Origin of the sequence: Streptococcus sp. SO4 (genome assembly GCF_030440055.1) — a bacterium.
Taxonomy (GTDB): Bacteria; Bacillota; Bacilli; order Lactobacillales; family Streptococcaceae; genus Streptococcus; species Streptococcus nidrosiense.
Window position 1 is genome coordinate 83,845 of record NZ_JAQFJI010000005.1, and the last position, 19,070, is coordinate 102,914.

A 19,070-nucleotide genomic window follows, 5' to 3' on the forward strand; every position below is an offset into this window, starting at 1 on the left:
AACAAAAACGATATTCATATAGGAGAAATCATGAACAAAACTACATTCATGGCTAAACCAGGCCAAGTAGAACGCAAATGGTACGTTGTTGACGCAACTGATGTACCTCTTGGACGCCTTTCAGCAGTTGTTGCTAGCGTACTTCGCGGAAAAAACAAACCAACATTCACACCACACACTGATACAGGTGACTTCGTAATCGTTATCAATGCTGAAAAAGTTAAATTGACTGGTAAAAAAGCATCTGATAAGATCTACTACACTCACTCAAACCACCCAGGTGGATTGAAATCAATCTCTGCTGGTGAACTTCGTTCTAAAAATGCAGTACGTTTGATCGAGAAATCAGTTAAAGGTATGCTTCCACACAATACTCTTGGCCGCGCTCAAGGTATGAAATTGAAAGTATTCGTTGGAGCTGAGCACACTCACGCTGCACAACAACCAGAAGTTCTTGATATTTCAGGACTTATCTAAGGAAAGGAACAATAAAGTATGTCACAAGCACAATATGCAGGTACTGGACGTCGTAAAAACGCTGTTGCACGCGTTCGCCTTGTTCCAGGAACTGGTAAAATCACTGTTAACAAAAAAGATGTTGAAGAGTACATCCCACACGCTGACCTTCGTCTTGTAATCAACCAACCATTCGCAGTTACTTCAACTGTAGGTTCATACGACGTTTTCGTTAACGTTGTAGGTGGTGGATACGCTGGTCAAGCGGGAGCTATCCGTCACGGTATCGCTCGTGCCCTTCTTCAAGTAGACCCAGACTTCCGCGATTCATTGAAACGCGCAGGACTTCTTACACGTGACTCACGTAAAGTTGAGCGTAAGAAACCAGGCTTGAAAAAAGCTCGTAAAGCATCACAATTCTCAAAACGTTAATCAATACGATTATATCAACGTTTCAAAGCACTCAAGAGTTTACCTCATGGGTGCTTTTTTTATGTTTTTTGAAAAAGTTCACCTCAAAGTTTACCTTATTTTCACCTTATTGTTTTAGAGACTTTAAGGCAAATTCACCGACTGCCATAGGGACTACATTAGAAGTATTGACATAAATCTGTGTTGTACCTGTGTCACTATGTGTTAGAGCTTCGGAAATGGCTTCTAAGCTCATTCCTGCCTGTTTAGCGAGCGTTGCTCCCGTATGACGTAGTTTGTGTGGCGTAGCGTGTGTAAGCTCTGGGTGTCGCTTTTTGATAGTTTTCATCTTATTATTAAGATAATCAGCATGTAAAGGTTTATTGATATTCCCTCTGGTATCTATATAAGTGAAGATGAATTGTTCTGGATTGCTGATGATACCAAACTTTGCCAGTTCATATTTTTGTTCTTTTTTCCATAAAGTCAGAAGTTGAAGTAAGTCGCTAGAAATAGAAAAGATAGTTTTTTTATTTCCTTTGGTAGATTTTACTTGTCCGTATCTATCTAAAGCCTGAATTAACTGAATCTGAGATTTTGAAAAATCGATATGTTTCCACTGAAGAGCATATGTTTCTGATTTTCTATCTCCAAGGAAAAAGGTAAGATAAAAAAGGACGTAATCTTTGAGTGATATTTTATCGTTCTCTAAATCTTTTTTAAAAGCTGAGAACCATTCTTGGAGTTGCTCATGAGTTAAATATAAATCTTCATCACGTTTTGATTCTGCAAGTTGAATTTTTTTGACAGCCTTAATTCGTCTTAAAGTTTTTGCAACTCTATTTGCTTCAATATACTCAAGTTCTTCCGCCCAATCAAAAATAGAAATAACGTAACTTCGTAAAGTTTTGAAGTTGGCATATTCGTTAGCTTTTGCCGTCATCAAATTTAGAATAACCTGTTTATTTTGGTTTAAAAATTGAATCGTATAGTTGCCAAGAAGTGGTAGTATATGCTTTTCAAAACATGTTTTGGTATTAGCGATTGTTGACCTGCTTGGTGGCTTAGAGGTAGATGTAGTTTGACCTGCTTTGTAGGATTCCCACCAAATATTATTATAGAAGTCTGAGAAAAAAATATCTTCTTTTCCTAGTCCTGAAAAGACGTTGTCTTCAATTTGGTTTAGCTTCGTAAGTAAGTCTATCTCTGCTTGTCGTGCCTCCTTTCTTGTTTTAAATCTTTTATCATAATAGTTATTGTTAACGATACCAAGAGGCATTCGTGCTTCTAATGGTATATAGACTTTTAAGCGGTAAGTTCCGTTTTTTGTCTTACTGATAGTCATGATATTCTCCTTTATATCGAACCAGAAAATATCATGACCATTATAAAATAAAAATCTTAATTTTTCTAGTTGTTACTGTTTAGCCAGCGGTCAATAGCATCTTTGTTGAATCGAATTGTTTTTCCAATTTTGATTGATGGAAGCCCCCTTTGAATCCATGAATCAAGAGTATTGTTGGAAATTGCCAAATAGTCGCAAGTCTGTTGTTTGTTCAAATAGGGACAACTTAAAGGATTTTTTTCTAATTGTTGTTTAATTTCTTTTTGAATAAGATTAGATAGTAATAGTTGGATTTGGTGAATTTGTTCATCTGGTAGGATTACTTGCATTCTTTATCCTCCGTCCCATATCTAGAATGACGGCGTGAGTCAAGATATTTCGCAAAGAAGTAGGTTTTATCAACTATAACACTCAGTAGTAATGGGTTTTCCTCACGAGCATATATGACAAGATTGTTAAACTCTGTAAAATTATGCTCCTCAATAGTATCAATCACAGTCGAAAGAAATTCATCGTTGTTATTGCTTATAAGAAATTTATCAAGTTCAAAGCCACACCCTGATTCAATATCCTCGATATCGTAAGGTGTCTTTTCAGGATTTTCAGCATGGATAAAGTAATCATACATACCTTTAGGGGACATGACGATTTCAACATGACTAGGTGTGTTTAGTTTCTCTGTCAAAAGTTCTGAGACTTGCGAGTAGCTTTTAAGTGAGTCAAAGAATAAAGCGCCATGTTTATGCGACTTCTTAAACTCACCTGTTTGTCTATTGACATCTTTATCATGCCATGGACTGAGCACAAAGGGGACGTGCATCTCTTCAAGGATTTCCAAATAGTTTTCAGGAGTACTCTCTTGATAGAGAAGGAAAGCCCATTTGTTAGAACGTTTTTCTTTTGCCATAGGCAGGTACCTCATTTCTAGTTCTTATCTGTTAGGAGAATTTTAGGGTGATTTTGGTAGTCTTGTTTCAAAACTGTGATTATTGATTATTGGTGTAATGGGGGTCGTAGTAGCCCCATTACATAGCTAAGTTAGAAAGTTTGAAAGGGCAGTGCCTTTGTCTTTCACTTTGTGAGCCAAGCACCGCCCTTTCCTTATCTTCTTGTAGCTTTAAACCAGAGCTTATTTCCTTCCCGATTAGGTGAAGAAAAATAATAATTTGGATTACGGCTAGAAATTTCTTCCTTGATATGAGCTTCCATATCTCTCAGAAGTTTCTGAGCTTGTTGTGTCCTTGGATATTTGAGAAAGACGACAATAGTGCTTTTTCTGACATCAACAGTTGCTTTTCCTACTGTTTGGTTGAAATTTTTAAGAATTGGATTGAATTTTGTTATGGTTGTCTGATTATCAATCGTGATAGCAGACTCTGATTTATCATCTTGTCTGAGAAATTGTCGTAGGCGTATCGTCTGGTAGATAGACTTGAAGTAGTTCAAAATACTATCACTAATCATTCGTTGGGTTAACTCAACGATAATCAGAGAAACAGCAACTAGTACAAGTATGGTGGCTATTTGGCTTGTGTAGCTTCCTAGAAGACTAAGTTTATTTTGGATAATGATGATAAAACTATTCAAAGATGGGATATCAAAATCTCCAAATAATTTTACAAGCAGATTGAAAGCGAAACTGAGTATGAAGCTAATTAGCCCAACGAAAAGAAGGAAGGAAATAAGATTGTATGATTTTTGAAAGAAAGTCTTTTTCATGTTTAGAGTATACCTTTCTTAGTGTAGTAGGTAGGACAAAGAAGAGGAAAAACTTGATAGGGATGTTCATTGTCGATGATTTGGATAAGTCCTGTTCCCTTACCTATTGGGATAACAATTCCTTCAGGGTCTAAGTCAGGAAAGAGAAATTGTGTCGTTTTCTTATTGATATTCCCTATTTGAACCAGTACATTCAACTGTTCACGAACTGATACAGGTATTGTATTGTGGTCAAACCTCTGGCTGACTAAAAATAGGTGGACTTTAGTGGCACGTCCAAGTAAAGCAATTTGAGACAAGAGTGAAAAGAATGAATCCTTAATAGTCTTGTTTACTCCTTCACTCAAGGCAAGTACCTCATCAATGACAATTGTCAAATGGTCAAATTGATGTTCAGGATTGTCGTAAAGGATTTCTTGGCGTTGCTGAATGAGATTTAGACAATTACTGAGATTTTCATTGATTTCCGAAACAAAATCTGATTTTGAACGGTTCTTTTGAGGATGAATGACGGCAATACCATTTTCACGAGCCCAGCGAGACGGCGTATCAAACTTTGGGTCTACAATGATAAGTTCAGAAAAATTTTTTAATAAACTTAGAAAGTAGGTAAGAGCATATGACTTCCCAGAGCCACTATTACCAGCAATTGCTAGAGAAGTGACCTTATTAAAGTTTAGAGTAAGATTTTTCATAATTGGAAGAATATCTTTTTCCTGCATTTTTGAAAATTCCTCTAAATCTGAGATGACTAAACGCTCAGAAACACCTTTTTTCCAAGGAAAGAAAAGCCCTCGCTGAACATGTATGTCATCAGTATCTAATGCCATGAAATAGGCTGAATTTTGCTTTAAGAGGGTATAACGTGGGTAAAGGGCAGCATTGGCAATCAAGAAAATTTTCTGATAGAGTTCATTATCAATGATATAACCTGCAGGTAAGCGAGGAATAAACAGAAAGCCGTCAGACATAATCTTAGTATCAAAGCTGTTGGAATAGCTACTTTCCCCCTGCATGAGGGTTCCAAGTCCCATATTGAGACTTTGGAGCAGGTATTGAGCTAGTTCTTTATTCGTCATCATTTAACCTCCTTAATACTAGTAGCGCGGAAATAGACATTATAGCCAACTTCACAAGCTTCTAGGTTCTCAAATTCAACCATAGTCATATAGGCTGGCAGTGTTAGCTCAGATTCAAATTTTACTTGGAAGGGGGGAAGTCCTTTTTGAGAGAACCAAGCTTTATGAGCAATAATTTCTCCTGTTGGCTGACCGTCTTCAAATCTCATTTGAGGTTCAAGTTCAGTGCTCAAGCAATGAATTGCTTGTTTGATGTCAATATATTCAGTTGCTGTATTGGCTGAGTAGCCACCTTTGCGATTACGAGTTTTCATAGTTTTTACCATTTATCTTTCATTGTGTTTGTAGAGTTAGGTCGATGTGCTCCTTTTTAGTCTTGAGCTGGACTCGTGTTAGGTCATAATTTCTTACCTCCTTATCTATAAGGAGAAAAAAGCAGGAAATTGGTAGTTCCTGCTAAAAGTTTTTTAGAAATATTTTCCGAGTTCTTCTTTTAAGATATTAAGGGTGTCCTCATAATGCTTTTTAACGGTTTTATGGCTCTTGAATGGTGTCTCTTTCGTCAGTTGTAGTGCAGAAGTGCCATAGAGTGCAATTTTTAAGAAAATATGAAGGTCAACTTCTGGAAGCTTAGAGAGGACATTGTAGAGCTGTTCATTACGCTCCTTGATAAGTAACTGTTCAATGGGGTTATAAGTATTATCAGGATATAAATCCATAAGCTCCGTTGCTCGTCCTTCGTTCGTAACAGTAGCATTTAGACTAGTCTTGCCATAATAGCGTTCCTTGCGTTCAAGGTTATCCATTGCTTGACTGAGCAGTTTATCAACTCCGCTCCAATCGCCACTCTTAACAGCATTTGCAATCTTGCGTTCACGTTTATCTTCGACTTTGTTAGTCATAAAGTTTCCTTTCCGTCCTAGGACGGAATAGAAACACAGTAGTTTGCCGAATTGAGTATGAAAAAATGCACACCAAAGAAACGGCGAAACAGTTGGCACAGTCTACACCTGATGATGTAACTATGTTCTGAGTTTCAATCCGTCCATTTGATGCGCATCATGAAGGACTATTATTTATTTTGTAGATTTTTTTCTACAAGTTAATATTATCAAGTCTCAAAAATAAAAATTAAGTAAATTGTAAAATAATTGGGATTTTTTTGTTATAATGAAATTATGCATGATAAAGAACAACTTTCTACATTACTATCCTCATTTTTACAAGTCATCAAAAAAAAGTTTGGTATAACATCCAAACTTCTCGCAAATGAGCTAGAGATATCTAAAAATACATTGACAAATTGGAGAAAAGGATATTTCAATCCAAATACAGGTTCAATAGAGAAACTTTACTCTTATGTATGTGATTTTAAAATTAAATACTCTTACGATATAAGTAAAGACTACTATTTTTCAAACTTAATGGAAGACCTTGATAACTTATTATCTATTGAATTCGATCGATTACTTGATGAATCTAATCCATATAAGATTTCAAATCAAAAAGAACTTCTGGAAGAACGGAAAAGTAGCTTTCAAAAGAGCTTTAATAATTTAATCGATTTTCTATCTTATGTTGCAAAGCTATTTGACTCAGAATATGATGAGAATGAATCCATTGATTTAAAATTAAGAGGTTATCAAAAAAGAGAAATGTTTGATAAGTTATTAGAGTTAAAATTAATCACTAAAAATCAAAATGGAAGAATAACTATTCAAAAAAACTTAGCAAAAATATTGAATGTAAGCGAAGCTCAAATCTCCCGCTGGAAAAACGGAAATGATTATCCAAGTCCTGGACGTCTAATTCAAATTGGAAAATTACTTGGTTTAAACTCAGATATTTCAATTGCTCTGCGTGAATATAAATTTCATGATTTTGAATCTATGTTTATAGATAGTCCGAGTTTGAGCAGTAATTTAGAGAAATTTCAACAAGATTATTTCAATAGAATTAAAAAATTTATTGAAATATCTGGATATGAAAACAACCTAGAATCTAAAATCATTGAAGATAATTATCTAATATTTAACGATAATGAAGATTTAAATGAAGTACAGACCATAATTTTTAGAGATTGTATCATGCTATTAGCAAAAGCATTTGAAGTTACTGAAAATGGCGATGGTTTCTTAGATTGGTTGTATAAAAAAGTTCAGCAAGAAAGAATCAATATACTTATGCACGGCATGCTTGGTCAGAAATTAGATACAGTAGAATATTGTTATGAATTTGCAGAAAAAATTGATGATGGTTATAAGTTATTAAATAATTATATACACTCTGGAGAAAATTTTGAACTTGTTAAAGATTATATTCTGAACAACAATTCTTTATTTGTCCTCTCAAAAGAATTTATAGATTCATTTTTAAACAAAGATGACTTTGAGGCTTGGTTTAAATCAACGGAAGTTCTCTTTAAAAACAAAAAGTTTTTTAGACAGCAATGTCAAAATATCTGTAATTCCTTAAATAAAAGAAATGAAGATAACTCTCAAAATTATTTAGAAGCGTTCTATAATCAATTTTGGACATTAATTTTATATAAGAATAAATCAGTTGATCTTGAGTTAAACCCAATACATAAAGCCTATTCAGAAATAGGAGAAAAGGGAATTTCACAAAATCTTGAAGAAGATTACTCATTGTTAAAAAATACTTTAGAGAAGATATATAATGACAAAAATATGAAATTTGAAAAAGGTTCTATGCAGTGTTCACTCAAGTCATATTTGATGGACGGAGAACCAATATTTGAAGAAATACTTTTGAATGACTCGCACTTAATATTTGATGCCAAAATGGAAACTAGTAAAGATGAGTTTGAAATTGTAGAAGAGAAACACAGACTAACTAAGAAAGCGAGTGATTTTCAAAATAAATACTTTAAAGATTAATAGATTTACTTAATGTGAAATTGTAACAACACAAAAGAATGTCAGTAGAACATTCAGCGGGAGAAAAATATGAAATTTGAAGATTATACTTGGGATAAAGAATTTGAAATAAAAGGCTATTTTTCAGAATTACCTGGGGATGTTATTAATAACCCACTGAGTGGGATTTTACATTATTCACCCAGTGAAATTATACTAGAACTTTTTGGTGCTTTCGAAGACGAGGATGATATTTCATTTAGTTTTGGTAAATATTTAGAGAAGATATATGGTTTCTCAAATCATGGAAATATTTTGATTTTAAATACGTATGGGGAACCAATGGGTATTTCTTCATCTCCAGGATTCCCTATCACTAAATATAGAGTCAAAAATTTTAAAATTTATAAAGTATCCTATAACAAAATTGAAAACTTTGAGTCTAGTCCGGATTCTTTTGAAAATTTAATTAGCAAATTAGATACTGAAGAGATTAAAGAATATAAATTCAGTTTTGAACATATTAAAGAATGGATTGAAAAATCATTGGTAACTTTTAAGCATCAGGAGAATCAAGATATTTTCGAAAGTACAGTAAATGAGTATCGAACAACAAGAGTATTAATAAAGTCATTGGCAATGAATTTTGAAGATACAGCCATACTACATTCCTCTTATACAACTACATCATTTAGAAGTGATTACTTTATCAAATTTACCCCATCTGATTCAAACAAAAAACATTTTAATGAGTTTTATAACGCTTCACGTAAATTTAATGAGTTTATCGAGATTCTGTCAAATGTACCAATTTCATATACAAACATTGAATTTCTTGTCGATGATAAAATAATTAATGGAAAACGTTGGCCGACTATAAGAGGAAAATTCTTTGTTCAGCATGCTAGAAAGTTTAAAAAATGGAATAAAAATTCTCAACAAAATATTTCTTTAAGAAAATTAGAAGATGATTTTGAACAAATCTTAAATAATTGGTTTGATAAATCAGAAAAACTCGAATTTATAGTAAGGCAATTTTCAAAAAATCTTCATGGAGATTTATATTTGGAAGACCAGCTTGTTGATGCTATTAGAAATTTAGAAGTCTATTCCAGAAATTTTATAAAATTAAAAATTCCACAAAGTCTTTCTGATTCTGAAAAACAATCTAGAGAAGCGATATATAATTTTATAGAGGAGTCTATCTGTGAAAGTAATAGAGAAAAACTAAGGAATAAATTAAAATTTAAGTCAAGAACTCCAAAACTGTCTGAACGTTTAAAAAATTTATTTGATTTAATTGATGAAAATAATAAAACTAAAATTTTTCCTAAAAATATTGATAGAGATTTATTAATAACTAAATTGACTCAAACTCGTAATTATCATACTCATGGTGATAGAAAGGAAAAATATCCAGAAATGATAACAGATATTAATGAGATGTATAACACAAAAGTACTTCTTCAAGAAATTCTAAGATATTATATCTATCAAGAGTTAGATATGGAATATGGGGAACTGAATTTCTAGAGTTAAACTATTGAATTCATGTTCCATAAATTATCATTTTTAAGATTTTTGTAGGCTTAATATTTGATGTTAACTATGGTTACACAAGTGCCATGGAAATATAGTGTATCTTACTTTACCAACACTGAATCGGGCATCATTAATTTTATATGGTATACTTAATATAAGGTGATAAGTTATGAATATTGAAACTTCTAAAGAGTTAATCCAATTTTTACAAAATATAAGTTTGAAAATAAAAGTAAGATATATTTTAAAAATATGATACAATGATATGGTAAGATAATAAAATATTGGAGAATTTTTATGAGTGTTTTTTATGTATACCAAGGATCAACCTTCAACGAAGAACTTGAAGGTGGCTTTGTTTGGTCCCCTAAATTAAATAAAAAAGGGGAAGAAAACAGAGGTTTTTCCACTATGACTAAAATAAAAAAAGGGGACTTTATTATTCATCATTGCAATGGTGAAATAAGAGCTATAAGTCTTGCTAAAACCGATTGCTATGACTCAAATAAGCCATCTTATAAAGTAGGAGCAGGAAACAGTTGGGGCAATGATGGGTATAGAGTTGATTGCGACTATAAATTGCTAGATAATCCGATCAAATTAGCAAAATATAAGGATTGGCTGAAGAAACACTATAGTAAAGAAAGTGCATTTACTAGAGATGGAACAGGAAAACAACAGTATATGTGTACTATTATTGAGCAACATGCACTTTACTTATTAAAAGAAGCTATTAAACTACAATCTACACAAGAAACTAGAAAGATTCTAAATGATGCCCTAATTGATATCCGAGAAGATGAGTCAGGAGAATATCATCAAGTAGAAAAAGACGAAATTGATAATTTAATTGAAGTTGAAAGTGCAAATACTAGTGTTAGACCTAGTTGGACCGGTATCAAACAAGGTCAGAAAATGACAATGTCTGTATCTACAAATAAACTTAGACCTAAAAGAGATCCAAAAGTAGCTGCCGATGCATTAGCTAGAGCTGATTATAAATGCGAAGTGGATGTTAATGATAGAATATTCTTGAGAAAATCAGGTATTGGCTACACTGAACCACACCATTTAATTCCAATTAGTAAATTCAATGATTTTGACTATGAGAATTGTAGTTTAGATACTATGGAAAACATTGTATCTCTATGTAGTCACTGTCATAATTTACTGCACTATGGAAGAGCTGAAGATAAAACTCCTGTTCTTAAAAAGTTATATGATGAGAGAAAAGCTGCTCTAGCTAAAGTTGGACTAGATATAACTTTTGATGAATTAAAAGAATACTACAAATAACTTTTCCCTTCTAAAAAAATTTCTAAAAATGAATAGTCGTTGAGTGAAATCATAAGTCTGAATTTCAACACTCTAATATATGTAATTATCTAATACTCCGTCTAATTTTCTTAAATAACACAAAAAACGCTCTAGACAATATGACTAGAGCGTTTTCTATATATCTGAACATCTAATTTATTTCACAAAAAATGTAGTCATTCGGTTGATTTTTATTGCAACACATTGAAATTTGAAAATTCAAGAATCGCGTTAAATCAAGGTTTGTTCGTTTCTACTGAAACGTAATGACCCACTATTTCACTTCTGTAAAAATCAACTCCTACACCTACAAAGCTTATTATGTCAGACTTTATAACCGTCTGCGGAAAAAAGTAGAGAAAAAGGTAGAGATTCATACAGTATCTAGATTTTCCAAAAATTCTTCATAAACTTAAAACCTGGTTTGAGAAGTATATATTTTAATTGAATTAAAAACAGTGCAATATCAAGGATTTTTAGAACGATATCTACTAATTGATTTCATAAAATATGAATTAATAGATTTAAAATAGGGAAATAATTTAGTTTTGTAAGTATAAATATAATTCACCTATAAATCTTATTATATCAGATTTTCCATAGTTTTAGAAAAATAGATAGAGATTTAAATAAAATCAGATCTTACAAAAATTTTTACCCAACTTATAATTTAATAAGAAATTAAATCAGTTTATGTCCTATTAAAGGTCCCATCACTATAGTATATCTCATAACCATTTGCAATATTATATACAACAACTACTTCATCTATTTCTCTTTCTGAAGATTTCATTGAGTCAATAATATGTCTATGAATAAATTTCTTTTTGTGTCTACACAACTTATTTTACAATAACTTTAGCAACTTATTGTATGATATAATTAACTATAAGAATATTAGTTAAGGACAACATAAATGGAAAATTATTTGCTCAATGGATTAACTTCTCTATTTCATAAAAAAAAACCTTCTGACGAGGGTAATAAAAATGAACCTTCTAACGAGGGTAATAAAAATGAACCTTCTAACGAGGGTAATAAAAATGAACCTTCTAACAAGGATAATATTCCCAATTCGAGTGTAGAACTTGAAAGTCTAGCTCCAATAAACTACACTCAAATTGCTTCTGATGAATTTGAAACAAATTACTATAAAGTTTATAAAGATGTATTGAATAGTGTAATTCAAGATAAGCTTATAAAAAATGTTGGGGTAACTGGAGGATATGGAACTGGAAAAAGCTCAATAATTCATAGTTATTTTAATGAATTAAAGAGTAAAACAAGTATTTATATCTCATTAGCACATTTTGATAGTTTAGCAGGAAATACTATTCATACTCCCCAAGATGATAAGACAATAAATAGTCAGATAGACAACATTTTAGAGATGAAAATTGTCAACCAATTAGTAAATCAGATCGAACCAGATAAAATACCAAAAGCAAACTTTTTAGCCAAAAAAAATATCAAAAAATATAAAATCATCTCTTATTCACTATCAATTATTTGTTTAATCCTTTATTTTAAATTTTTATTACCAGTTATAACTGAAAAAATTACATATAGCATCCAAAATTTCCCACCTAATCTTGAATTTATTGATTACGTTCTCATCATTATATCTGTCATAGCTATAATTATTTTATACTACCTTTTATCAAATACAATTAAGAACATAATATATAAAGGAAATTGGTCAAAGCTAACAATAAATAGTATGGGAATTAACGTAAACATGGAAAATAAAGACTTTTCTTCAGTCTCATATTTTGATAATTTTCTATCTGATGTTATTTATCTTTTTGATGAATCTGATGCAGATTTTGTAATTTTTGAAGACTTAGATAGATTTAACGACCATTCAATATTCGAAAAATTAAGAGAAATTAACTTAATGGCTAACCAAAGAAGGAATTCTGCAAACGATAAGAAATTGATGTTTTTCTATGTAATAAGTGATGAAGTGTTTTCTGGAAAAAAAGATGTTTCAGCAACAGAGAAGACAAAATTTTTTGATGTTATTATTCCAATTGTCCCTATTGTCAACAATACAAATTCATTTGACTACCTAAAATCAAAGTTACTAGATGAACTAGAAATTACTGATAAAAATGATTTCGAGACTTTCTTATATCAAATTTCCATATTTATTGATGACTTTAGAGTGCTTAAAAATATAGTAAATGAATTTAAAATTTACAAAGAAATTCATAAAAATAATATTAAAAAAGATTACAAACAACTACTTGCACTAATAGTCTATAAAACACTAAACTCCAGTGACTTTAACGATCTAGTTAAATCTAAAGGAGAGTTGTATACTCAGATAAAAAAATCATTGGAGGATAACGATGAGTGAGATTGCAAAATTTTTGATAAAAAATAATCTTATCAATGAAACATATACAGATTACCTTGTTAGACAATCCCCAAATGGACTTAGTGGAGATGAAAAAAATTTTTTAGTGTCTGTATTATTAAAGGATAGTGAAGAATTAAAAAAAATAAAAGTTCTCAAACAGGATAAAATTTATGAAATCTTCTTAAAATTATCTGATCATCACTTTTCTGTTGATAATTTTTTTAATGAAGCAATTTATGATTATTTTAATAAATCAATTTATGATAACAATGAAAATATTATTAAAGGTATAGAAAATTACTTTAAAAAAATAATCTTCCTTCATGATGTCAATGACCCTCAAAAAATTACACTAAATATAAATAGCATATCTAGAATACTTTATAATAAATTGGTAAATCCACAAGAAGATCATCTCTTCACCAAAATGAAGAGCTATATTTCAGATAATCAAATAAGCGATAGCATAAATGATGATGTAAAATTACTATTATTAATTCTAGATAAAAAAATAAATTTAGATTTTGCATTCAATTTAGACGTCAGGGTTAATACTCTTCTTGAAAGAATACAGAATATTTCCAAGGAAGCAGATAAACAGACTCTAGAAAAGAAATTATTAGATTTAATTTTAGATAAAATAAATAATATAGATAAAATAAACAGAATATTTCATCAAAATAATTTCAAGAAACTTAGTCTAAATCGAAAAGAATTTTACAAGATTTTATGGAAAAAGGAAAAGATTAAATTTACTAGTGTTACATTTTTGTCTATTCTATCTATTTTAGAGGATAAACAATTGGATAGCTATAAAGATATTTATGATAAATTAAATACCGAAGATGCTAAAAATTTATTAATAGAGAATCTATATATGACAAAAAGTATTTTCGAGTCGTACAACAATGAGTCCCGAGACAATTCTTATATTTCATACCTTACTTCTAATAGTAGTTCTTTCAAATCTATAATAAGTGCCTACAAGAAGCAAGATGATCAAGAAATCCCGTTTAATATTTTCAACCCTAACATTTTATGGGAAGAGCTAACTAATGTTCAAAGTGAGATTTCTAGAAACCATTATAAAGAAATATTTAATACTTTAGATAAAGATTTTATCACCGAACAACTGAATAAATCTTCCATTTCCTTAATATCATTTAAAAAACTACTCGAAAACTACAAGGATTCATTTTCAAGTAAAATTAATATCGAAACTCTAAAAAATGATAAGATGAAATCTCTGATTCAAATTCCCAAAAAAAAGACACTTAAGAGAAATTCCGATAAAAGAAAATACAAAAAAAATTCACTAATAAAATACATTAACCAACATTCTAAATTTGATAATATTGATAAGGATGTTATCAACCGATATTCAGTAGACGACTTACTGAGTACAAAAGACTCAATAAACAACAAAGAATTATATCTAGATATTCTGAATATGAAAAAAAGAACTGTTAGAAACACTAGTAATATTAATAAAATAGAAAAAGTAATAACTGAATTGAAGTCTGAATTATTAGATACATCTGGGGTATGAGATATTTTTATAATAAGTAAATCACTTAAAACAGTAGCTATTTCACTTTAAATCAGTTTATCCATAACTACTTTTTACTTAGAAAGGATTAATAAAACTGTTTACTTTTTATAAGAAAAGAATTTTACGAAAAATATATAAGGGGTTTAAAATGAAATTCGGAAAAAATAATTAAAATAAGTAAAGTAAAAAAAGATTATTAGATATCTTTCAGAAAAATAAGTATTTTTCGGAAAGTTATTTTAATTAAATTGCGTATATCCTTGAGGCTCTAGGTTTTTTAGCGATAAGTTAATTACGAAGAAATCTGAAAAACGCTCAGAATTGTCATGTCAGCATCAAAAATACGTATTTTTTGTATGAAAAAACGCAAATTGGAGTCCGTTATACAAAAAAATAGAGTTTGATTTTAAAAATTACAGGTCTAAAATTTGATAAAGATGTTCTTGAATCTAAGAAATAAACTGGAAATATTAAGATGTTAGCGGTTGCATTTTTAAACAACATATAGTAAAATAGATAAAGAAACGTGCAAAAAAACTGAGCCACGTTAAAAGCTGATAGAGAGATTAAAAAATGAAAAAAATTACAACGATTCTTTTTGTTGGATTAGCTTCGATTGCTTTGGTTGCTTGTTCATCAAATACTGGGAAAAAAGAAGATTCAAAAGCTTCTGAAGCAAAAACTGAACAATCTTCTTCATCAACTGCCACAGAAGATCCAAATGTTTCTTCTGAGTTTAAGGCTGCTTTAAAGAAAGCTAAGTCTTATTCTAAAACAGTTCATCTTTCAAAAGAAGGTATGGTTAAGCAATTGACAGAATTTGACAAATTCCCTGAAGATGCTGTTCAATATGCAGTTGAAAATGCTGGTATCGACTGGAAAAAAGATGCAGTTGAAAAAGCTAAGTCTTATTCTAAAACAGTTCATCTTTCAAAAGAAGGTATGGTTAAGCAATTGACAGAGTTTGACAAATTTACTGATGAAGAAGCTCAATATGCAGCTGAAAATGCTGGTATCGACTGGAAACAAGAAGCAGTTGAAAAAGCTAAAAGTTATCAAAAAACTGCTGGTTTATCAAATGAAGCGTTAAAAAATCAGTTGACACAGTTTGACAAATTTACTGATGAAGAGGCTCAGTATGCAATAGATCATTTAGAATAACATTTTTTAAGCAGGACTTTTAGTCCTGCTTTTTATTCTATCTTTGTTTTATATTGATTCTATATATTTAGATGTGTAAAATATAGTCCAGAGGTAAGGAAACAAAAAATAGACCTAATTTAGGTCTATTTTGTTATCTCTTCATATATCTCAAATAGTCTTGCTACTGTTTCACTTTCTGTTAACCAAGTTCTTTTTCCGTCTACGATTTTTGTCATATCATAAGCTTCCATAACTGCTTTATCGTTAGCCTGGTGAGTTCGTCTAAGTTCGACTGGCATGGTTAACTCATCATAGAGATCTGCCAAGGATCTATCGGGATATAATGCACGTGCATCAAGAATAGCTTGGTCAGTTTTAGAAATCTTCTCTTTTTGAGCTTCGGTTACTTCTGGTCAAGGGAAGTTGTTGTAAACTATCTTCGCAGAATAACGATAACGCATTTCTAGTCTACCAGCAACCGTACGCATCCATGCCATATGGACATTAGAAGTTAGAATACCAAAGTCGTAGAGTGTGGCATTCGGAATCATTTGTATAGCATCACTAGAAAGATTATCCGGTGTCATAAATCCTATTGGAATATAACGCCTATTTTCAGATGAAACACGACTACTATAAAAAAGATAGCAAGGCTTATCAAGAAGCTTTAAAAAAATATGGCTATCAATAATATACTCGAAAATTAGGGAAAACTTTGCTTAATTCATAAGAACACTGCATACGAGTGTTTTTTTGTATCCGTAAAACATTTTAAAAAACTTGTTTATAATCTGTATATACAGTTCAGAGTTGTTTTTAATCATTTGAGAATTACTAGAGTAATCACATAATTTCTTTTGATATGATATAACCATGAAAAATATAAAAGAAAATAACATTCAAAAAGCATTATGGCATATCAAACGCCATTGTTACCATATAGAAAATAACCACTCTCATAGTGATATGAAAGTTGAACTATTCCATTTAAAAGCAAGTATTGAAACCTTACTGCGAGTTTTAAATAATGAAAAGCCCTATCCAAATTCGGACAGGGAGGAAGTGTTTTAAATCAATATACCATTTTATTGGAATGGGGAGCTCACTATATCTGTAAAAACCAAATAAGGTAAACTTTTGATATTCTGGTTCGATTTTATCTTATTTTTAATGAAAGTTTACCTTATTTAAATGAAAGTGATTGAACTTAATTGAAATTTTAATTTTTAAAAACTTATGAAAACGTTGATTTTAAAGCATTTTGAAATTGGATAAAATAAGTGATGCCCCAACCAGGTCTTAAGAAAGCTCGTAAAGCATCACAATTTAGTAAACGTTAATTCGAAAGAATTACTATACTTACAAAGAGCACCTTTCGGGGTGTTCTTTTTTAAATTTTCTTACTAAATTGGTGCAATTGACACAGTTGTTGCGACTTTAGTCGCTTACAAATGTGGCTGCAATCTGACAAAGTCAGTTGCCTCAAAACGTTAATCAACACGATTATATCAACGTTTACAGACATTCAAGAATTTACTCTTGGATGTCTTTTTTGTTTAAAAAAATCAAAGTTCACCCCAAAATTCACCCCAAATTCACCCCATCAATTTTTTAAACTACGAAACGCAATATCACCTACAGTTTGATTGACTTTGTCTTTTGTATTAACGTAAGTTTTTGTAATTTCTTTATCACTATGAGTAAGAGCTTCTGAGATGGCTTCAAGAGAAACACCTGCTTGTTTAGCAAGATGTTGGAATTTATGAGGTCCTTGATGGATATTATTTTTCTTCATAAGTATGTTATAATGTAGATACGATATGAAAAAATTAAGATATCTCTTTAAATTTTGTAAATGTCACTTTGTGTGAACATGAGTACATTTGAATTTAGAGAATGATAGGAGATGGTTTACAATGATAAGTTTAGAGTTGATGTCTGAAGAAAATAGCATAGATGTTTATTCTTTTGAAAAAGAAAATAGAGAGTATTTTGAGCGAAGTTTACCTCCTAGACCAGCTCACTATTTTGATTCAGAAAGTTTTAAAGAAATTACAAGGGAATTGTTAAGGGAACAAGAGAATCATGATGTCTATATGCATCTTATTAGAGATGCACAAGGTGTTATGGTTGGAAGAATCAATTTAAGTGTTTTAGGGAAGGATAGAAAAACAGCAGAACTTGGATATAGGATTGGAGAAAATGTTACCAATTTAGGTTATGCAAGTGAAGCGGTTAAACTCGTTTTAGAAAAGGCCTTTACTACTTATGGTTTACATAAAATCATTGCAGGAACGGCAACAGGCAATCTGGCCTCTCAGAGAGTGCTTTTAAAAAATGGTTTTACCTTTAGTAAAATCATAGAAAATGACTTTCAAATGAATAACGAGTGGATTCATACGGCAGTATTTGAGACAAGGAATCTATAGCATCATCATTACCAGTCGTTTGCCAAACCTCAATATTTCTAGTAGACATTCGTCTACTTTTTTTATATAATAAAACTAAACCAAAACGGTTGAAATTTAGAAATAGAATCAACCTACGATGAAACATCACACTAGGAGGGAAGTCATGTACCAACCAGAAAAACTTAAGGCTCGGAGAAAAGAGCTAAAGCTAACACAGAAGGAAATTGCAGAGCAGCTTGGCATTAGTTTTCAGGCTTATTCAGCTTGGGAACGTGGTGTCAAGGAGCCTTCTGAAGAAAAGGTTCGTCAGTTAGAGGAAATCTTAAAAGTACCAGAAGGCTATTTCACCCAAATTGAGATTGTCCGTCTCTATAATAGCCTCTCTAGCCAAGGGAAAGAAAAGGTGGTAGTCTATGCTCGCAACCTGGTTCAAGAAGAACAAGCTAAGAAGGTGGTAACTATGCCAGAAAAACTTTTCGAGTATCATGTCTATGAACGCATGTCAGCTGGTATCGGAGCTTCGGTTTATGATGATCGGAATTTTGATACGGTTTACTTTAATGAGGAACTAGCTCACGATTTTGCTTCCTGGGTGTCTGGAGATTCTATGGAACCCAAATATCAAAATGGTTCCGTGGCTCTTATTCGAGAGACAGGATTTGATTATGATGGCGCTGTCTATGCAGTGGTTTGTAACAACCAGACCTATATCAAACGGGTCTATCGAGAGGCAGAAGGTTTACGTCTGGTCTCCATCAATTCTAAATACAAGGACATTTTCATCTCCTATGAGGAAGATCCACGGATTGTGGGCATTATTGTGGGTAATTTTCTACCGATGGAGGGATAGG

The 19,070-nt window shown here is 31.3% G+C and carries 20 protein-coding genes and 1 pseudogene; 11 read left to right on the plus strand and 10 right to left on the minus strand.

Features of this window, described 5'->3' with window-relative positions:
* Positions 1 to 30: 30 nt before the first annotated feature.
* Together rplM and rpsI are read left to right on the plus strand one after the other, a co-directional pair.
* Complete coding sequence (gene rplM, locus PCY08_RS04250; protein ID WP_001044622.1) at positions 31 to 477, plus strand: 50S ribosomal protein L13; 447 nt, start codon at positions 31 to 33, stop codon at positions 475 to 477.
* Positions 478 to 495: 18 nt separating this feature from the next.
* Positions 496 to 888, plus strand: a complete 393-nt coding sequence (gene rpsI, locus PCY08_RS04255; RefSeq protein WP_000075969.1) for a 30S ribosomal protein S9 — start codon at positions 496 to 498, stop codon at positions 886 to 888.
* A gap of 106 nt (positions 889 to 994) precedes the next feature.
* On the opposite strand, the gene xerC is transcribed toward rpsI, so the two are convergent.
* From xerC to PCY08_RS04290, 7 genes are all read right to left on the minus strand, one after another.
* Entirely contained in the window at positions 995 to 2,212 is a 1,218-nt protein-coding gene (gene xerC / locus PCY08_RS04260) for a tyrosine recombinase XerC (protein WP_301559520.1), read from the minus strand.
* A gap of 65 nt (positions 2,213 to 2,277) precedes the next feature.
* Entirely contained in the window at positions 2,278 to 2,541 is a 264-nt protein-coding gene (locus PCY08_RS04265; RefSeq protein ID WP_301559521.1) for a helix-turn-helix domain-containing protein, read from the minus strand.
* Positions 2,532 to 3,119: a replication protein gene (locus PCY08_RS04270; protein WP_301559522.1), complete on the minus strand. Its 588-nt coding sequence runs from the start codon at positions 3,117 to 3,119 to the stop codon at positions 2,532 to 2,534. The genes PCY08_RS04265 and PCY08_RS04270 overlap by 10 nt, the downstream gene beginning before the upstream one ends.
* 194 nt (positions 3,120 to 3,313) lie before the next feature.
* Positions 3,314 to 3,931, minus strand: coding sequence for a hypothetical protein (locus tag PCY08_RS04275; RefSeq protein ID WP_301559523.1), 618 nt, complete (start codon positions 3,929 to 3,931; stop codon positions 3,314 to 3,316).
* 2 nt (positions 3,932 to 3,933) lie between these two features.
* Positions 3,934 to 5,010, minus strand: a complete 1,077-nt coding sequence (locus PCY08_RS04280; protein WP_301559562.1) for a cell division protein FtsK — start codon at positions 5,008 to 5,010, stop codon at positions 3,934 to 3,936.
* On the minus strand, positions 5,010 to 5,324 hold the full coding sequence (locus PCY08_RS04285; protein ID WP_025170996.1) for a hypothetical protein: 315 nt from the start codon (positions 5,322 to 5,324) through the stop codon (positions 5,010 to 5,012). Before PCY08_RS04285 ends, PCY08_RS04280 begins: the two co-directional genes overlap by 1 nt.
* Positions 5,325 to 5,477: 153 nt before the next feature.
* On the minus strand, positions 5,478 to 5,912 hold the full coding sequence (locus tag PCY08_RS04290) for a sigma-70 family RNA polymerase sigma factor (protein ID WP_301559524.1): 435 nt from the start codon (positions 5,910 to 5,912) through the stop codon (positions 5,478 to 5,480).
* Between the two features lie 276 nt (positions 5,913 to 6,188).
* On the opposite strand from PCY08_RS04290, the gene PCY08_RS04295 reads away from it, so the two are divergent.
* The 6 genes from PCY08_RS04295 (at position 6,189) to PCY08_RS04320 (ending at position 15,826) form a co-directional block, all read left to right on the plus strand.
* On the plus strand, positions 6,189 to 7,910 hold the full coding sequence (locus PCY08_RS04295; RefSeq protein WP_301559525.1) for a helix-turn-helix domain-containing protein: 1,722 nt from the start codon (positions 6,189 to 6,191) through the stop codon (positions 7,908 to 7,910).
* Positions 7,911 to 7,979: 69 nt separating this feature from the next.
* Positions 7,980 to 9,422 (plus strand): HEPN domain-containing protein, encoded by a 1,443-nt coding sequence (locus PCY08_RS04300; RefSeq protein ID WP_301559526.1) that lies wholly within the window; start codon positions 7,980 to 7,982, stop codon positions 9,420 to 9,422.
* 306 nt (positions 9,423 to 9,728) lie between these two features.
* Positions 9,729 to 10,727, plus strand: coding sequence for a hypothetical protein (locus tag PCY08_RS04305; protein WP_301559527.1), 999 nt, complete (start codon positions 9,729 to 9,731; stop codon positions 10,725 to 10,727).
* Between the two features lie 937 nt (positions 10,728 to 11,664).
* Entirely contained in the window at positions 11,665 to 13,110 is a 1,446-nt protein-coding gene (locus tag PCY08_RS04310; protein ID WP_301559528.1) for a hypothetical protein, read from the plus strand.
* Complete coding sequence (locus PCY08_RS04315) at positions 13,103 to 14,662, plus strand: hypothetical protein (protein WP_301559529.1); 1,560 nt, start codon at positions 13,103 to 13,105, stop codon at positions 14,660 to 14,662. The genes PCY08_RS04310 and PCY08_RS04315 overlap by 8 nt, the downstream gene beginning before the upstream one ends.
* A gap of 576 nt (positions 14,663 to 15,238) precedes the next feature.
* The gene (locus PCY08_RS04320; protein ID WP_301559530.1) at positions 15,239 to 15,826 is read left to right on the plus strand and encodes an Ltp family lipoprotein; all 588 of its coding nucleotides are present in this window, start codon (positions 15,239 to 15,241) and stop codon (positions 15,824 to 15,826) included.
* A 125-nt stretch (positions 15,827 to 15,951) separates the two neighbouring features.
* Here the strand turns inward: PCY08_RS04320 and PCY08_RS09965 are convergent.
* Together PCY08_RS09965 and PCY08_RS09970 are read right to left on the minus strand one after the other, a co-directional pair.
* Positions 15,952 to 16,200, minus strand: a pseudogene (locus PCY08_RS09965) (type IIL restriction-modification enzyme MmeI); the annotation flags it as partial.
* A gap of 21 nt (positions 16,201 to 16,221) precedes the next feature.
* The gene (locus tag PCY08_RS09970; RefSeq protein WP_367316840.1) at positions 16,222 to 16,395 is read right to left on the minus strand and encodes a type IIL restriction-modification enzyme MmeI; all 174 of its coding nucleotides are present in this window, start codon (positions 16,393 to 16,395) and stop codon (positions 16,222 to 16,224) included.
* Positions 16,396 to 16,681: 286 nt separating this feature from the next.
* Here PCY08_RS09970 and PCY08_RS04330 point away from each other — a divergent pair, with 286 nt between their 5' ends.
* Entirely contained in the window at positions 16,682 to 16,879 is a 198-nt protein-coding gene (locus PCY08_RS04330) for a hypothetical protein (protein WP_128861608.1), read from the plus strand.
* Between the two features lie 532 nt (positions 16,880 to 17,411).
* Here the strand turns inward: PCY08_RS04330 and PCY08_RS04335 are convergent.
* Entirely contained in the window at positions 17,412 to 17,603 is a 192-nt protein-coding gene (locus tag PCY08_RS04335; RefSeq protein WP_301559531.1) for a site-specific integrase, read from the minus strand.
* A gap of 121 nt (positions 17,604 to 17,724) precedes the next feature.
* Between PCY08_RS04335 and PCY08_RS04340 the strand changes: the two genes are divergently transcribed.
* Both PCY08_RS04340 and PCY08_RS04345 read left to right on the plus strand, forming a co-directional pair.
* Positions 17,725 to 18,237 (plus strand): GNAT family N-acetyltransferase, encoded by a 513-nt coding sequence (locus tag PCY08_RS04340; RefSeq protein ID WP_301559532.1) that lies wholly within the window; start codon positions 17,725 to 17,727, stop codon positions 18,235 to 18,237.
* A 145-nt stretch (positions 18,238 to 18,382) separates the two neighbouring features.
* Positions 18,383 to 19,069 (plus strand): XRE family transcriptional regulator, encoded by a 687-nt coding sequence (locus PCY08_RS04345; RefSeq protein WP_301559533.1) that lies wholly within the window; start codon positions 18,383 to 18,385, stop codon positions 19,067 to 19,069.
* Position 19,070: the final 1 nt, after the last annotated feature.

Excerpts from the sequence above, each read along its gene's own strand:
- rplM (WP_001044622.1), top strand. The coding sequence starts at position 31 with ATGAACAAAACTACATTCATGGCTAAACCAGGCCAAGTAGAACGCAAA.
- rpsI (WP_000075969.1), top strand. The coding sequence starts at position 496 with ATGTCACAAGCACAATATGCAGGTACTGGACGTCGTAAAAACGCTGTT.
- xerC (WP_301559520.1), bottom strand. The coding sequence starts at position 2,212 with ATGACTATCAGTAAGACAAAAAACGGAACTTACCGCTTAAAAGTCTAT.
- PCY08_RS04265 (WP_301559521.1), bottom strand. The coding sequence starts at position 2,541 with ATGCAAGTAATCCTACCAGATGAACAAATTCACCAAATCCAACTATTA.
- PCY08_RS04270 (WP_301559522.1), bottom strand. The coding sequence starts at position 3,119 with ATGGCAAAAGAAAAACGTTCTAACAAATGGGCTTTCCTTCTCTATCAA.
- PCY08_RS04275 (WP_301559523.1), bottom strand. The coding sequence starts at position 3,931 with ATGAAAAAGACTTTCTTTCAAAAATCATACAATCTTATTTCCTTCCTT.
- PCY08_RS04280 (WP_301559562.1), bottom strand. The coding sequence starts at position 5,010 with ATGACGAATAAAGAACTAGCTCAATACCTGCTCCAAAGTCTCAATATG.
- PCY08_RS04285 (WP_025170996.1), bottom strand. The coding sequence starts at position 5,324 with ATGAAAACTCGTAATCGCAAAGGTGGCTACTCAGCCAATACAGCAACT.
- PCY08_RS04290 (WP_301559524.1), bottom strand. The coding sequence starts at position 5,912 with ATGACTAACAAAGTCGAAGATAAACGTGAACGCAAGATTGCAAATGCT.
- PCY08_RS04295 (WP_301559525.1), top strand. The coding sequence starts at position 6,189 with ATGCATGATAAAGAACAACTTTCTACATTACTATCCTCATTTTTACAA.
- PCY08_RS04300 (WP_301559526.1), top strand. The coding sequence starts at position 7,980 with ATGAAATTTGAAGATTATACTTGGGATAAAGAATTTGAAATAAAAGGC.
- PCY08_RS04305 (WP_301559527.1), top strand. The coding sequence starts at position 9,729 with ATGAGTGTTTTTTATGTATACCAAGGATCAACCTTCAACGAAGAACTT.
- PCY08_RS04310 (WP_301559528.1), top strand. The coding sequence starts at position 11,665 with ATGGAAAATTATTTGCTCAATGGATTAACTTCTCTATTTCATAAAAAA.
- PCY08_RS04315 (WP_301559529.1), top strand. The coding sequence starts at position 13,103 with ATGAGTGAGATTGCAAAATTTTTGATAAAAAATAATCTTATCAATGAA.
- PCY08_RS04320 (WP_301559530.1), top strand. The coding sequence starts at position 15,239 with ATGAAAAAAATTACAACGATTCTTTTTGTTGGATTAGCTTCGATTGCT.
- PCY08_RS09970 (WP_367316840.1), bottom strand. The coding sequence starts at position 16,395 with ATGACACCGGATAATCTTTCTAGTGATGCTATACAAATGATTCCGAAT.
- PCY08_RS04330 (WP_128861608.1), top strand. The coding sequence starts at position 16,682 with ATGAAAAATATAAAAGAAAATAACATTCAAAAAGCATTATGGCATATC.
- PCY08_RS04335 (WP_301559531.1), bottom strand. The coding sequence starts at position 17,603 with ATGAAGAAAAATAATATCCATCAAGGACCTCATAAATTCCAACATCTT.
- PCY08_RS04340 (WP_301559532.1), top strand. The coding sequence starts at position 17,725 with ATGATAAGTTTAGAGTTGATGTCTGAAGAAAATAGCATAGATGTTTAT.
- PCY08_RS04345 (WP_301559533.1), top strand. The coding sequence starts at position 18,383 with ATGTACCAACCAGAAAAACTTAAGGCTCGGAGAAAAGAGCTAAAGCTA.